Source organism: Methylobacterium sp. B1 (assembly GCF_000333255.1).
GTDB classification, from domain to species: Bacteria; Pseudomonadota; Alphaproteobacteria; order Rhizobiales; family Beijerinckiaceae; genus Methylobacterium; species Methylobacterium fujisawaense.
In genome coordinates this window covers 1-13,348 of sequence record NZ_BACT01000046.1, presented here as the reverse complement: position 1 = coordinate 13,348, position 13,348 = coordinate 1, and the positions used below count along the sequence as shown (strand labels likewise).

General features: G+C 72.1%; 12 protein-coding genes and 3 pseudogenes. 8 read left to right on the top strand and 7 right to left on the bottom strand.

Features of this window, described 5'->3' with window-relative positions; translation table 11 throughout:
• The 3 genes and pseudogenes from I53_RS01325 to I53_RS01315 all read left to right on the top strand — a co-directional run.
• A pseudogene (locus I53_RS01325) lies at window positions 1-1,641 on the top strand (ATP-binding cassette domain-containing protein); the annotation flags it as partial.
• A 167-nt stretch (window positions 1,642-1,808) separates the two neighbouring features.
• Window positions 1,809-3,002 carry a murein L,D-transpeptidase family protein gene (locus tag I53_RS01320; protein WP_043345858.1) on the top strand — a complete coding sequence of 398 codons (1,194 nt, stop codon included), beginning with the start codon at window positions 1,809-1,811 and terminating at the stop codon, window positions 3,000-3,002.
• Window positions 3,003-3,207: 205 nt separating this feature from the next.
• Window positions 3,208-4,149 carry an MBL fold metallo-hydrolase gene (locus tag I53_RS01315; RefSeq protein ID WP_043345866.1) on the top strand — a complete coding sequence of 314 codons (942 nt, stop codon included), beginning with the start codon at window positions 3,208-3,210 and terminating at the stop codon, window positions 4,147-4,149.
• A 9-nt stretch (window positions 4,150-4,158) separates the two neighbouring features.
• On the opposite strand, the gene I53_RS01310 is transcribed toward I53_RS01315, so the two are convergent.
• Window positions 4,159-4,341, bottom strand: a complete 183-nt coding sequence (locus I53_RS01310) for a hypothetical protein (RefSeq protein ID WP_236952875.1) — start codon at window positions 4,339-4,341, stop codon at window positions 4,159-4,161.
• 246 nt (window positions 4,342-4,587) lie between these two features.
• Between I53_RS01310 and I53_RS01305 the strand changes: the two are divergent.
• Both I53_RS01305 and I53_RS01300 read left to right on the top strand, forming a co-directional pair.
• Window positions 4,588-5,831 (top strand): annotated as a pseudogene (locus I53_RS01305) (complex I NDUFA9 subunit family protein).
• Between the two features lie 26 nt (window positions 5,832-5,857).
• Window positions 5,858-6,874, top strand: coding sequence for a GDP-mannose 4,6-dehydratase (locus I53_RS01300; protein WP_051044603.1), 1,017 nt, complete (start codon window positions 5,858-5,860; stop codon window positions 6,872-6,874).
• Window positions 6,875-6,902: 28 nt separating this feature from the next.
• Here the strand turns inward: I53_RS01300 and I53_RS01295 are convergent, their stop codons facing one another.
• Window positions 6,903-7,682: a class I SAM-dependent methyltransferase gene (locus I53_RS01295; RefSeq protein WP_043345855.1), complete on the bottom strand. Its 780-nt coding sequence runs from the start codon at window positions 7,680-7,682 to the stop codon at window positions 6,903-6,905.
• Window positions 7,683-7,770: 88 nt separating this feature from the next.
• Between I53_RS01295 and I53_RS01290 the strand changes: the two genes are divergently transcribed.
• Together I53_RS01290 and I53_RS01285 are read left to right on the top strand one after the other, a co-directional pair.
• Window positions 7,771-8,226, top strand: a complete 456-nt coding sequence (locus tag I53_RS01290; RefSeq protein WP_043345854.1) for an Rrf2 family transcriptional regulator — start codon at window positions 7,771-7,773, stop codon at window positions 8,224-8,226.
• 141 nt (window positions 8,227-8,367) lie between these two features.
• Window positions 8,368-8,745 carry a PH domain-containing protein gene (locus I53_RS01285; protein ID WP_043345852.1) on the top strand — a complete coding sequence of 126 codons (378 nt, stop codon included), beginning with the start codon at window positions 8,368-8,370 and terminating at the stop codon, window positions 8,743-8,745.
• A 125-nt stretch (window positions 8,746-8,870) separates the two neighbouring features.
• Here I53_RS01285 and I53_RS01280 read toward each other — a convergent pair whose 3' ends face one another.
• From I53_RS01280 to I53_RS01265, 5 genes and pseudogenes are all read right to left on the bottom strand, one after another.
• A complete protein-coding gene (locus tag I53_RS01280; RefSeq protein ID WP_043345863.1) occupies window positions 8,871-10,076 on the bottom strand; it encodes a CaiB/BaiF CoA-transferase family protein in 1,206 nt (401 codons plus the stop codon).
• 11 nt (window positions 10,077-10,087) lie between these two features.
• Window positions 10,088-10,903, bottom strand: coding sequence for an IclR family transcriptional regulator (locus I53_RS01275; RefSeq protein WP_051044602.1), 816 nt, complete (start codon window positions 10,901-10,903; stop codon window positions 10,088-10,090).
• A gap of 8 nt (window positions 10,904-10,911) precedes the next feature.
• Entirely contained in the window at window positions 10,912-11,361 is a 450-nt protein-coding gene (locus I53_RS34760; protein ID WP_251982176.1) for an enoyl-CoA hydratase-related protein, read from the bottom strand.
• A 130-nt stretch (window positions 11,362-11,491) separates the two neighbouring features.
• Window positions 11,492-11,668 (bottom strand): annotated as a pseudogene (locus I53_RS34755) (enoyl-CoA hydratase/isomerase family protein); the annotation flags it as partial.
• An 86-nt stretch (window positions 11,669-11,754) separates the two neighbouring features.
• Complete coding sequence (locus tag I53_RS01265) at window positions 11,755-12,771, bottom strand: nitronate monooxygenase family protein (RefSeq protein WP_187294291.1); 1,017 nt, start codon at window positions 12,769-12,771, stop codon at window positions 11,755-11,757.
• A 346-nt stretch (window positions 12,772-13,117) separates the two neighbouring features.
• Here I53_RS01265 and I53_RS01260 point away from each other — a divergent pair.
• The coding region (locus I53_RS01260; protein WP_043345851.1) for an enoyl-CoA hydratase-related protein at window positions 13,118-13,348 on the top strand (231 nt) is incomplete at its 3' end.

The window sequence follows — 13,348 nt, the reverse complement described above, 5'->3', positions numbered from 1 at the left end:
GGCTGGCTCGCCGCCATCTGCGCGCGGTTCTGGATGGTCCGCCGGTCGGTGCGCCCGCGCCTCCGCGACCTCGCCCGCATCATCGCGTCCCTCGAGGGGCGGCGGGCGCGGGCCGCCCGGATTGGTGCGGCCGCATTGCCGCTGCCCCGGTCCGGGATCCTGGCCACGGAAGGCGTCGGAGCCTTCGATCCGGCCACGGGCGAGCGCCTGACCGGCGTCGCCGTGGCCGTGACGATGCCGGGCCACGTGGCGATCACGGGCAGCCGCGGCAGCGGCGCCCGGGCGCTGGCGGCGGTGCTGGCCGGGCAGGTCGAGCCGACGGCCGGGGCCGTCACCTATGCGGGCACGGACCTGCGCGACTTCGACGCCGCGGAGCGCGCCCGGCGCATCGCTTTCACGTCGGGGGAGGCGATCCTGATGGAGGGCTCCCTCCGGCAGAACCTGCTCTACGGCACCGATCCGGCGACCGCGCCCGACGACATCGCGCTGATCGGCATCAGCCGGCTCACCGGGCTCGACGGCTTCGTATACGCCCGCGGGCTGACCGGACGGCTCGATCCGGCGGCCCAGCCGCGGCTCGCCGCCGCGATCGTCACCGCCCGCCGGACCATGCGAGTGGCGCTGGCCGCCAAGGGCGCCGAGCGCCTCGTCGAGCCCTTCGATCCCGACCGCTACAACAACCAGGCGAGCATCGGCGAGAACATCCTGTTCGGGGAGCCGGTGGGCGGCACCTTCGCGCCCCTGCGTTTCGCCCGCCACCCCTATCTGCGGGCGGTTCTGGAGGCCGAGGGGCTGGTTCGCCCGCTCACCGAGATCGGCCTGTCGGTGGCCCGCAGCACGGTGGAGATCTTCGCCGACCTGCCCAACGACCATCCCCTGTTCGACGCCTATTCGCTGTTCCAGGCGGCCGAGCGGGGCTATTTCGAGGATCTCGTGGTGCGCCTGCCCAACGCGGCGAGCCTGCGCCGGGGACCGGCGGGCCAGCGCGACCGCTTGCGGTTGATCGGCCTGGCGCTGCGCTACAACGAATCGCGCCACCGCTTCGGCCTGATCGACGGCCCGTTCGAGGAGCGCCTCGTCCAGGCGCGGCGTTCCTTCGCACGGATGCTGCCGCCCCACCTCGCGGGTGCGGTGGAGTTCCACGACCCCTCCCGGGTCAATCCGGCCGCCAGCCTGGAGGAGAACCTCCTGTTCGGCCGGATCAGCCTCGGCGAGGCCAATGCCGAGCCGCGGGTGCGCGAACTGGTGCGCCGGGTTCTGGCCGACGAGGGCCTTGAGGCCTCGGTCTATGGCCTCGGCCTCGACAGCAAGGTCGAGGCTCAGCCCAGCACCGGGGCTCTGGCGGACGGCGCGATCAATGCCCGCGAACGCGTGGCGATCGAGCTGAGCCGCTGTCTCGCCCGTGATCCCGACATCCTCGTGGTGGCGGTCGCGATGGACGAGCGGAAGGTCGAGGGCGCACGCGAGCGCCTCGCCCAGCTGCGGCAGGCGCGGGCCGGGCGCGGCCTGATCGTCTGCCTGCCCGAGACGAGTCTTGCGGAAAACGCCGCGCCCTTCGACGCGGTGATCGCCGTGGAGAACAGCGCGGTCATCGCACCCGTCCCGGCCGCCGCCGAGCGGGACCCCGCACCGGCAGCCTGACAGGACGTCACGATCCGCCGGCGCCGTCGGCCTTCCGCGCGCAACGGGACAATCCAGCGGGGTCGGGCTGACCGGACGCGCAGCCTCATGGCCGCCGCAATAATCCGTCAGGCCGCGAGGCCGCGCCTGTCCGGCAGCCATCCCGGCCGATCCAGCGCGGACGGTTCATGCCCCTGTCGACCTCGATCCCCCTCGCTGCCGGCCTCATCGTGCTGGTCCTCGCCGGTCCGGCCGCCGCGCAGGCCGGCAAGGCGGAGGCGCCGATCCCCGCCGCGACCCTTGCCCTGATGGCGCAGAAGGGCGTGACGGCCGCCTCGCCGGTCCTGTTCCGGGCCTACAAGAAAGAATCCGAGATCGAGGTCTGGAAGAAGGGTCGCGCCGGCTACGTCTTCATCAAGACGTTCCCGATCTGCCGCTGGTCCGGCCAGCTCGGGCCCAAGCGCAAGAGCGGCGACCGGCAGACCCCGGAGGGGTTCTATACGGTGCCCCGGCGCCAGATGAACCCGAACTCGCACTACTACCTGTCCTTCGACGTCGGATATCCGAACGCCTACGACCGGGCCCATGGCGGAACCGGGTCCGCCGTGATGGTCCACGGCATCTGCTCGTCCATGGGCTGCTTCGCCATGACCAACGGTACGGTCGGCGAGATCTACGCCATCGCCCGGGACGCGCTGAACGGCGGGCAGGCGGCCTTCCAGTTCCAGTCCTACCCGTTCCGGATGACCGCCGAGAACATGGCCCGCCACCGGACCGACCCCAACATCGCCTTCTGGCGGGAACTCAAGGCCGGCTCGGACCGGTTCGAGGCGAGCCGCGAGGAGCTGCAGGTCTCGGTGGTCGCCGGCCGGTACGCGTTCGCGCCTTCGCGGGATCCCGCCATCGAGGCGGCGGTCACCACCCGCCGGGCGGTCGAGGAGGCGCGGATGACCGCGCTCGCCGAGGCGGGCGAGCCCGCCGTGCGCACGACCTATTCCGACGGCGGCCAGAACGCCTTCTGGGCGGCCTACACGGCCCGGGGCGGGGCGGTCGGCGACATCAGCCGGCCGGAAGCCCTGGCCTTCGCCGGCCAGGAGGTGGTGGTCGTGCCGGGCCATCGCGCCCATCGCCCGGTGCCCGACACGGTCTGGGCCGGCTGGGCCGCGCCCGAGTCGGGCCTGTCGCCGCGGCAAATGGCGGGCTTCGTCCCGGTCTACGAGCGCGCCCCCGATCCGTTCGGGGCGCTGGTCGCGCCGCTCCCGACCCGCTACAGCGACGCGCTTCCGTCCTGGCTGGCCTCCGGCCTCGCCGGATCGGGCTCCGGACGCCCGATTCTGGCCGGTTCGCCGGGCGGTCTCTTGGCCTCGGCCGAGGCGCTCTGAGCATGCGAGGGTCCGGTCAAGCGTCCCGTGCGTGTGCGCGGACGCACATCACGACCGCCTGCGGCACACCAATTCATGATACGGCAGGGGATGAGCGGTACACCTGCTCCGTCGGCCTGCCTTATTCAAAGCTACCTTCCCGGAACGGCGACGGGGTTTCGATCATAACCGATCGGGACCGACTGTCCGCGGATTCGTGATCGCCATGTCGAACAGTTCCGAGCCGACTCTCCTGACGGCCGACCAAGACCTCGTACTCCGCTTCTGGGGCGTCCGCGGCTCGACGCCCGTCAGCGGCCCGCAATACGCCGAATTCGGCGGCAGCACGCCCTGCATCGAGGTGCGGTGCGGCCAGCGGATGTTCATCGTCGACGCGGGCTCGGGCATCTACAATCTCGGACAGGGTCACCGGACCGATCTGCCCCGGGAAGTCGACCTGCTGTTCAGCCACCTGCATCTCGACCACACCGCGGGGCTCCCCTTCTTCAAGCCGGCGGTCCTCGACTGCGACCGGGTGATCAACACCTATTGCGGCAACCTCGGCGGCGAATCGGCCGGCCCGACCCTCGACCGCCTGTTCGCGCCGCCGCTGTTCCCGGTTACGCTCGACAGGCTGTGCTGCACCTTCCGCCACCACGGCTTCGAGGCGGGGCAGACCCTGACCTTCCCGGACGGGACGCGGGTCGCCACGATCCTGCTGAACCATCCGCAGGGCTCCGTGGGCTACCGGTTCGAGCATGCCGGCAAGCGCCTGTGCCTGATCAGCGACATCGAGCACAGCGACCCCTGGCCCGATCCCAACCTCGCCGCCTTCGTGGCCGACGCCGACCTGATGGTCTACGACGGCATGTTCACCGACGGGGAGTATCCGACCTGCCGGGGCTGGGGCCACTCGACCTGGCAGAAGGGCGTGGAGCTCGCCCGGACGGCGGGCGTCAAGGCGCTCGGGATCATTCACCTGCACCCGGCCCATTCCGACACGGCGCTGCGCGACATGGAGGCCGACATGCAGGCCGAGATGCCGACCGCATTCATCGCGCGCGAATGTCAGAGCCTCACGGTCGGGGCTCCCCGGGCGGTCGGCGGCCGTCCAAACGGGCGTCCGGCCGTGGCGCGGGAGATGCGCCGCCGGATCAAGGTCGCCTGAGCCGGCGGATCAGGCGGAGTGCCGCCTGCGGGTCCGGCTGTACCGGGACCACGCGAACAGCACGAACAGCGCGACGCCGATGATCAGAATGCTCCAGCCGTAGTTGCTGACGAGCTGCGCGTCGATCGGGTGCCCGACGAACCCCAACGCGACCAGCAGGCCGAACACCGCGATCGCCGCGGAAACGAGCATCCCTACAATCATCGAAGTCCCCGGCGCGTCCCATCCGCGCGATTCGGCAGGGCCGTATGGTGGGGAAGAATGCTTGGCGGCCGCACCCGTTCCAGCGTCCGGCCCTCTGCCGCGCCGGTCATCGGCCCCACGCTGTTCACCGGAATGGCGCGGCGGCTCATTCGGCGGCTCCCATCGCGCCGAAGTTAGGCTAAGTAGGCCGCCTGACGGCGCCCCGGGGCGCGCGAGGAGCTCGAGACCACGGCGATGAGCGGCCAAGAGAACACGACGGCGCCCGCGGCGGCGCACACGAGTCCGGAGACGCAGTCCGCATCCGCCGCCACGCCGGGGCTCCTGCGTCCGCAGGACCAGCTCGTGACGATCTACGGCGGCTCCGGCTTCCTGGGACGGCACGTGGTGCGGGCGCTGGCCAAGCGCGGCTACCGGATCCGCGTCGCGGTGCGCCGGCCGGATCTCGCGTTGTTCCTGCAGCCCCTGGGGAAGGTCAACCAGATCGTGGCCGTCCAGGCCAACCTGCGCTACCCGGACTCGGTGGTCCGGGCCGCCGAGCGGTCGGACGTGCTGATCAACCTCGTCGGCATCCTGCAGGAGACCGGCTCCCAGAGCTTCGCGCGGCTGCAGGTCGACGGGGCCGAGGCGATCGCCCGCGCCGCGGCGCGCCAGGGCGCCCGGATGATCCACGTCTCGGCGATCGGGGCCGATCCGGCCTCGCCGTCGGTCTACGCGCGCACCAAGGCAGAGGGCGAGGCGCGGGTCTTCGCCGCCTGTCCGGACGCGGTGGTGTTCCGGCCCTCGCTGATCTTCGGGCCCGGCGACAGCTTCTTCAACCGCTTCGCCGGCCTCGCCCGGGCGCTTCCGGTTCTCCCGCTCGCCGGCGGCCAGTCCCGCTTCCAGCCGGCCTTCGTGGGCGACGTCGCCGAGGCGATCGCCCGCGCGGTCGACGGCACCGTGGCGCCCGGCAAGGTCTACGAACTCGGCGGCCCGGAGGTGGGCACGCTGGAGCACTTCGTGCGCTACATGCTGAAGACGATCCGGCGGAAGCGGGTGGTCGTGGACCTGCCTGCGCCGGCGGCCAAGCTCCAGGCCCGCATGCTGGAGATCGCCGACACCCTGACCTTCGGCCTGCTGCCGGATTCGCTGAAGCTGACCCGCGATCAGGTGACGCTGCTTCAGAACGACAACGTCGTCTCGGAGGCCGCCAAGGCCGAGGGTCGGACCTTCGAAGGCATCGGCATCACGCCGACCGCCGCCGAGGCGGTGGTGCCGGGCTATCTCTGGACCTTCCGCAGGCGGGGCAGTTCGCCACCGACCAGGACGAGTCGTACCTGTCCGAGGTGCCGGACACGCTGGCATCGAAACCCCTGGCGGCCGGCTCTCAGCATCGGCCCCAGACCGCCTCCGGCCCGGCGATCGGGGCCGATGCCGGCAGCTCGCCGGGGGCCGGGCAGGGCAGCAGGGGCGTGCGCTGGGGAACTCGGAAACCGGGCTAGGTGACGGCCCGCGCCCGGATCGCGCCATGAGCGCGCTCTCCCTCCACGGATCCGGCGGCCCGGTCGCGCGGCGCATCCTCGTCACCGGGGCGGCCGGCTTCGTGGGCGGCCACGTTCTGCCGCTCCTGGCGACGATGAGCGCGGGAGCGGGCGATTGCGTGGCCGGGATCGGGCGGGGGCGGGCGCCGCACCTGCCGGAGGGCGTCAGCTACGCGGCGATCGATCTCCTCGACGAAGCCGCGCTCCGCGGCTTCGTGGCGCGATTCCGGCCGACCGCGATCCTCCATCTGGCGGGCCTCGCCTCGGTGGCGGATTCCGCCAGCGGCCCGGGCCAGACGTGGCGGGTCAACGTCAACGGCCTGATGAACCTCGTGGCCGCGGTGGAGGCGGTGCCGGGCTGCACCTTCTTCTTCGTCAGTTCCGGCGAAGTCTACGGCAGCGCCTTCCTGGCGGGCCACGCCCTCAGCGAGGCGGTCGAGCCCCTGCCGCGCAACACCTACGCCCGGTCGAAATGGGTGGGCGAGCAGCTGCTCCGCGACCTGCTGCCCCGGATCGGCGTGAAGCTCGTCGTGCTGCGGCCGTTCAACCACATCGGCCCCGGCCAGGACGAGCGCTTCGTCGTGGCCTCCTTCGCGGGCCAGATCGCCCGGATCGAGGCCGGCCTCGTGCCGCCCTGCCTGGAGGTCGGCAACCTCTCCTCCTACCGCGACTTCCTCGACGTCGCCGAAGTTGCGAACGCCTACGCCGACCTGATCGGCCGGGCGGACGCCCTGGCGGACGGGAGCGTGTTCAACATCAGCTCGGGCCAGCCGCGGACGATCGCCAGCGTCCTCGAGGACCTGCGCGCCCGGGCCCGGGTCCCGTTCGAGATCCGCATCGCCCCGGAGCGCGTGCGCCCGACCGAGATTCCTCTGGCCGCGGGCGATGCCGGCCGCCTCCACGCTGCCACCGGCTGGCAGCCGCGGGTCTCGTGGGACGCGGCCCTGACCCGGGTGCTGGACGACGCGCGGGCGCGGCTGTCGGACGCGCGCAAGTCCGGCTGAGGCGCAGGATTTGGCGCCACCGCGGCGCTCAGCGCTCCGCGACGGCGATCAGGGCAGTCGAGGGGATCGACAGGACGGGTCGACCGCCCGCCATGCGCCGCGCCTCCGCGATCACCGCGGCCCGGTCGGCCGCGCTCAGGTCGACCCAGTCCGGCGACAGACCGAACACCGTGTCGGGGTCGTCGAGCATGGCGACGTCTAGCGCGTAGTCGAAGGTCACCCGGTCGATCCGGGGGGCTGCGTACCCGGCCGCGACCAGCGCCCAGGTGAACCCCGCCGGATCGCCGAGCGCGCGCACCCCTTCGGGCATCGCCCGGCTCTCGCGCTCGGGGAACAGCCTGCGGCGGATCTCGCCGAGCAGCAGGAACGTCGCCGCGCCCTGATCCTGCCACGTGGCCACGACGCCCAATCCCCCGGGGCGCGTCACGCGCGCCATCTCGGCGAGGCCCTTCCGCCAGTCGGGGAACATGATCACTCCGAAGATCGAGAACACCGCGTCGAAGCCACCGTCGGGCAGGGCGAGGGCCTGTCCGTCCATGACCCGCGCGTCGACATTGGGCAGTCCCGCCCTGGCGATGCGCGCGACCATGCCGGGCGAGAAGTCGACCGCGAGGACCTGCGCCCCCGTCCGCGCCGCGGCCAGCGCGAGGGCACCGGTGCCCGCCGCGACGTCGAGGACGCGGCTGCTTCCGGTCAGCGGCACCCGCGCGAGCGCCGCCTCGGCGAAGCGCGCCGTGAACGGATGGGCGGTCGTCTCGTAGTGCTCGGCGACCCTGTCCCACCGATCCGGGTTCTCGAACTCGCGCACCGCTTCAGCTCCGCGCCATCACGTAACTTGATAAGTATCGTGATGGCGCACGGTTGCCAATCCCGAGTCCGGTGTGATGGATCGACGGGTGCGCACCGACAGCCGCCTCTCCCGAACGCTCCATGTGCTGCTTCACATGGCGCGCCACGACGGACCGATGACGTCCGAGGCGATCGGGCGGATGCTCGGGACGAATCCCGTGGTCGTCCGCCGCACGATGGCCGGGCTCCGGAACGCGGGCTACGTGACGTCGGAGAAGGGGCACGGCGGCGGATGGACCATCGCGGCGGACCTGAACGCGGTCTCGCTGCTCGACATCCACCGCGCGGTCGGCGGGCCCCGCATCTTCGCGATCGGCAGCGATCGCGCGAACCCGGCCTGCGCCGTCGAGAAGGTCGTCAACGCGGCGGTCGAGGACACGCTGCGCGAGGCCGAGGCTCTTCTGATCACGCGGCTCGGTTCCGTCAGCCTCGCCGAGCTCGCGCGAAGCTTCGACGCCCGGTGCCGGTCCGAGAGGGCATCGGACACCTCGACCTGCACGTGACGGCGGGCGCGGCGGCGGGCATCGCCGCGCGCGACCAGGCTCGCGGTCGGAACGGAGTGTCGGATCGCGGCGGGCGCTTGCCGCGCCGACGGTCGGGCGCCATGCTCCGCCTCGACGCGGACCAGCACGAGATGATCGGCCATGGGCCTTCTGGACGGATTGCTCGGACACGGCTCGGCCGTCGATGCGGCCTCCCTGGAGCGCCGGCTCGACGGCATCCTGATCGACGGCGAGACGGCGCGGCTCGCCTTCAAGATCATCCGGGACGTGTTCGTGTTCACCGAGCGCCGCGTCATCCTGATCGACGTCCAGGGCGTGACCGGCAGCAAGGTCGAGTTCCTGTCGGTGCCGTACCGCGCGATCGTGCGCTTCTCGGTCGAGACCGCCGGTACGTTCGACCTCGACGCCGAGTTGAAGATCTGGGTCTCGGGCGCGGCGGAGCCGATCCAGCGGACCTTGAAGAAGGGCGCGGACATCCGGGGCATCCAGCGGGCCCTGGCCGAAGGCGTGCTGCGCTAGCCCACGGCCCGACCGCGCGGATGATGGCCCGCTCCGACCCGCGGCGAGCCGTCCACGGCACGCGACGGCAGGAGGCGACCTGCAGGAGGCGACCTGTAGGAGGCGAGCTGCAGGAGGCGACCTGCCTACCGGACCACGCCCTTGGCCCGCAGCGCGTCGCGCGCGCCCTCCGGATAGTCCAGCTCCTCGGCCAGGATCTCGGCGCTCGAATCCCCGAGGCCCGGCGGCATGCGCCGCACCGGCAGCCGGCGGCCGTCGAGCCGATAGGGCGGGGCGATGACGTGGGCATTGCCGGGCGCCGTCACCACCAACCCGGCCTCCTGGGCCCGGTCGCAGGTGAGCGCCTCGCGCAGGCCCATCACCTCGCCACAGGGGATGCCCGCGGCCCTGAGCCGCGCGATCAGCGGCGCGCGCTCCCACTTGGCGAGCTCCGCCTCCAGCACCGGGATGAAGGCGGCGCGGTTGCGCGATCGGTCGAGGTTGGTGGCGAAGCGCGGGTCGGCGACCCAGTCCGGCCGCTCCAGCACCTGCTCGCAGAATCGGCGGTACTGCCCGTTGTTGCCGACCGTGATCACCACCGGCCCGTCGCCGGCCTCGAACACCCCGTAGGGCACGATCGAGGGATGGGCATTGCCGTAGCGGGGCGGATCGATGCCCCGGGCCAGCGCCTCCAGGCCGTAATAGGAGGTCAGCGCGACACCGCAATCGAACAGAGCGAGGTCGATCGTCTTGCCCCGTCCGGTCCGCTCCCGCTGGTACAGGGCCGCCAGCACGGCCTGGGCCGCGAACTGCCCGGTGAACAGATCGACCGCCGCGACCCCGAACTTGAGCGGCGGCCCTCCAGCCTCGCCGTTGAGCGCCATCACACCGGATTCACCCTGCACGACGAGGTCGTAGCCGGGTCGTCCGGCCTCAGAGCCGTCGGAACTGTAGCCGGCGATCGAGCAGTAGATCAGGCCGGAATTCTCCGCCGACAGGTCGCCGTAGCCGAGGCCGAGCTTCTCGGCCCCGCCGGTCTTGAAGTTCTGCACCAGGACATCGCTCTCGCGCGCAAGCGCCTTGACGATCGCCAGCCCGTCCGGGGTGGCGAGATCGATACCGATAGAGCGCTTGTTGCGGTTCACGCTGTCGAAATACGAGGTGTTGCCGGGGCTCGTGGGCACGCCCCAGTCGCGGGTATCATCGCCGCGCTCCGGGTGCTCGATCTTGATCACGTCGGCGCCGAGATCGCCCAGCACCTGCGCGCACCACGGCCCCGCCAGGACCCGGGACAGGTCGAGGACGCGGATCCCGGCGAGCGGCAGGTCGTCGGTGGCGGATTCGGCATCCATCGCGGACATCCTCAGGCTCCCATGACGCCGTCGAGGCTGCGGACGGCTGCGATGAGTCTCGGGCGCGCCACCTCCATGAGGAAGCGTGCGTCGGTGATGACGGTGGGGGCGCCGCAATTGACCGACATGGGCGGCAGGCCGCCGCCGGGATGGAAGCCCACCGCGATGGCGCAGACGGTTTCCTGCCACTCGCCGAACGAGGTGCAGCAGCCGATCTCCTGATGCTCGGCCACGGCCCGGTCGAGACCGGCCCGGAGCGCGGGCCAGGCGACCGGGTCCAGGGCCTTCAGGTCCTCGTAAATGCCCTCGCGCTCGCGATCCGTGCAGATTGCCACGTAGGCCCGGCCCATGGCGCTGCGGGCGAGGGAGATGCGCGAGCCGGTATCGAGGTTGAGCGAGATCGCCGCCGGGCCGCGCTGGCAATCGACGTAGCGCATGCTGAGACGGTCGCGGACGCCGAGTCCCACCGAGGCGTTGGCGGCTTCGGCCACGGCGCGGAGCACGGGCCGGGCGATGCCGCGGACGTCGAGGCCTCCGAGAGCCGCCGAGCTGAGCGCGATCGTCGCCGTGCCGAGGCGGTAGCGGCCGATCTCGGGCAAATGCTGCAGGTAGCCGAGCTTGGTCAGCGTGTAGGTGAGCCGTGATACGGTGGAGCGCGGCAGGCCGCAGGCCTCCGCGATGTCGTGGTTGGCGAGGCTCGTGCGCCCCGGACCGAAGCAGGCCAGCACCGACAGCCCCCGCGCGAGGGCCGTCACGAAGTGCCGGTCCTCCTTCGCGCCGAGTCCGGCGGTGTCGGGATCGGCCAGCAGGGCCGCGTCCGCATCCATCCGCGCCCTCATCGGTGCAGGAACGCCGCGAAGGCCACCTGCGCCTCCGGGGCGCGGCGGAGCGCGTGGAAGACCTCCGCCTCCTCGCCGAACGTCCTGGCGACAGCTTCCTCGTGGCCACGGCGCAGGGCCTGCTTGGTGGCGGCGATCGAAGACCGGGGCAGGGCCGCGAGCGCGCGCGCCTTGCCCAGGGCGGACTCCAGCGCCGTCCCCGCCGGGACGGCGGCGTTGACGAGGCCCGCCGCGGCGGCCTCCGCGGCCGTGAAGGGCTCGCCGAGCATCAGGAGTTCGGCGGCGCGCTTCGAACCCGCCACCAGGGGCAGCAGGTAGCTCGATCCGCCCTCCGGGCTGAGGCCGAGCGCCGTGAAGGGCAGGCGGAACCGGGCGCCGTCCCCCGCATAGGCGAGATCGCAATGAAGCAGCAGCGTCGTGCCGATCCCGACCGCATGGCCCTCCACGGCCGCCAGGACTGGCTTCGGGCAGGCGCGCAGAGCCTTGAGGAAAGTCAGGCCCGGGGCTGTCGCCGCCGGTCTCGACGTCCTGAAAATCCTTGAGATCGTTCCCGGCGGTGAAGCAGCCGCCGGCGCCGGTGAGCACGACGGCGCGCACCGCCTCGTCCCGGGCCACGGCCTCGATGGCCGCGGTCAGGCCCGCATAGGTCGCCCTATCGAGGGCGTTGCGCCGCTCCGGCCGATCGATGGTGACGAGCCGGATCCCGGGCTCCGGGGCGGCGACGCGCAGGTTCGGGGGGGCGGATTCACACATCACAGGCGCGCCCCCGTCTCCCGAGCAGGCCGCTGTCCCCTCGCCGGACAGGCAACGGGCGGCGAGAGGCGGATGCACCCGGACGCTCACGGCACGGCCTCGCCCGCGTACTCCGCCGACAGGCCGGCCATCCGCCCCCGCGCCGCCGCGTATTCCCGCGCGAGACGGGCCACGAGGTCGGCGGTGGCCGGCGCGTCCGCGATGGTGCCGACGCCCTGGCCCGCGCCCCAGACGTCCCGCCACGCCTTCACGCCGCCGCTGCCGAAATTCATCGCGGTCTTGTCGCGCACCGGCAGCGCCTCGGGATCGAGCCCGGCGGCGCGGATGCTCGGCGTCAGGTAGTTGCCCGGCACGCCGGTGAAGTAGGGGGTGTAGAGGATGTCGGCGGCCGCGCTGCCGGCGATCATGTCCTTGTAGGCGGGGGCGGCGTTCGCCTCCCGGGTGGAGATGAACCGGGTGCCCATGTAGGCGAGGTCGGCCCCCATGGCCTGGGCGGCCAGGATCGCCGCGCCCGAGGTGATCGCCCCCGAGAGGATCAGCGGACCGCCGTAGAACCGCCGGATCTCGCCGACGAGGGCGAAGGGGCTCAGCGTGCCGGCATGCCCGCCCGCGCCGGCGCAGACGAGGATCAGCCCGTCGACCCCGGCCTCCAGCGCCTTCTCGGCATGGCGCACGGTGGTGACGTCGTGGAAGACCACGCCGCCATAGGCGTGAACCGGGCGGATCACCGCGTCGGGCGCCCGCAGCGAGGTGATGATGATCGGCACCTGGTGCCGGACGCAGGCCTCGACGTCCTGGGCCAGCCGGTCGTTGGACGCGTGGACGATCTGATTCACCGCGAAGGGCGCGACCTTGCGCGACGGGTCGGCCGCCCGGGCCTCCGCAAGCGTTCGCGTAATCCGCGTGAGCCATTCGTCGAGCAGAGCGGCGGGCCGGGCATTGAGCGCCGGGAACGAGCCGACCACGCCGGACAGGCACTGGGCGATCACCAGTTCCGGCCCGGAGACGATGAACATCGGCGCGCAGATCACCGGCAGGGCGAGGCGTCCGCGCAGGGCTTCGGGCAGGCGCCCGGACAGGGTCTGCTCGGGACCGTCGCTCACCGCCCGCTCCCTGCCGCCCGATTCCGCGCCGGACAGGCGCTCCCGGGCCGCTCGCCCCGATGGATGCCACGCACCGCGATCCTCCCCTGCTTCGGGCAGCCCGATCATCGCTCACCCGGCGGCGACCGCAACCGAGTCCCGCCCGGGGCCGTTTTGATGACATGGCGCCGGGGCGCGGGTCAAACGGCAGCATCCGTCGATTTCTGCAATGCAGAATGATCGGTTCGGAGATGATGTCAGCCGCAGACGAGTCACGGCCCTCGCTTGACGCTCGCGTCGACCCGGACCAACATTCATCCAACGTGCAGACCATTATTCTGCATTGCAGAATGACAGGGAGTGTTGTGTGGTTCGTCAGGAGGTCGATGGCGGCGTGGCCGTGCTCACGCTCGCCAACCCGCCGGTCAACGCGCTCGGTGCCGCGTTGCGGGCCGCCCTCGGCGGGGCCCTGGACCAGGCCATCGCGGACGAATCGGTCCGCGCGATTGTGCTGGCCGCCGAGGGTAAGGTGTTCGTCGGCGGGGCCGACATCACCGAGTTCGGCAAGCCGCAGCAGCCGCCGAGCCTGCCCGACATC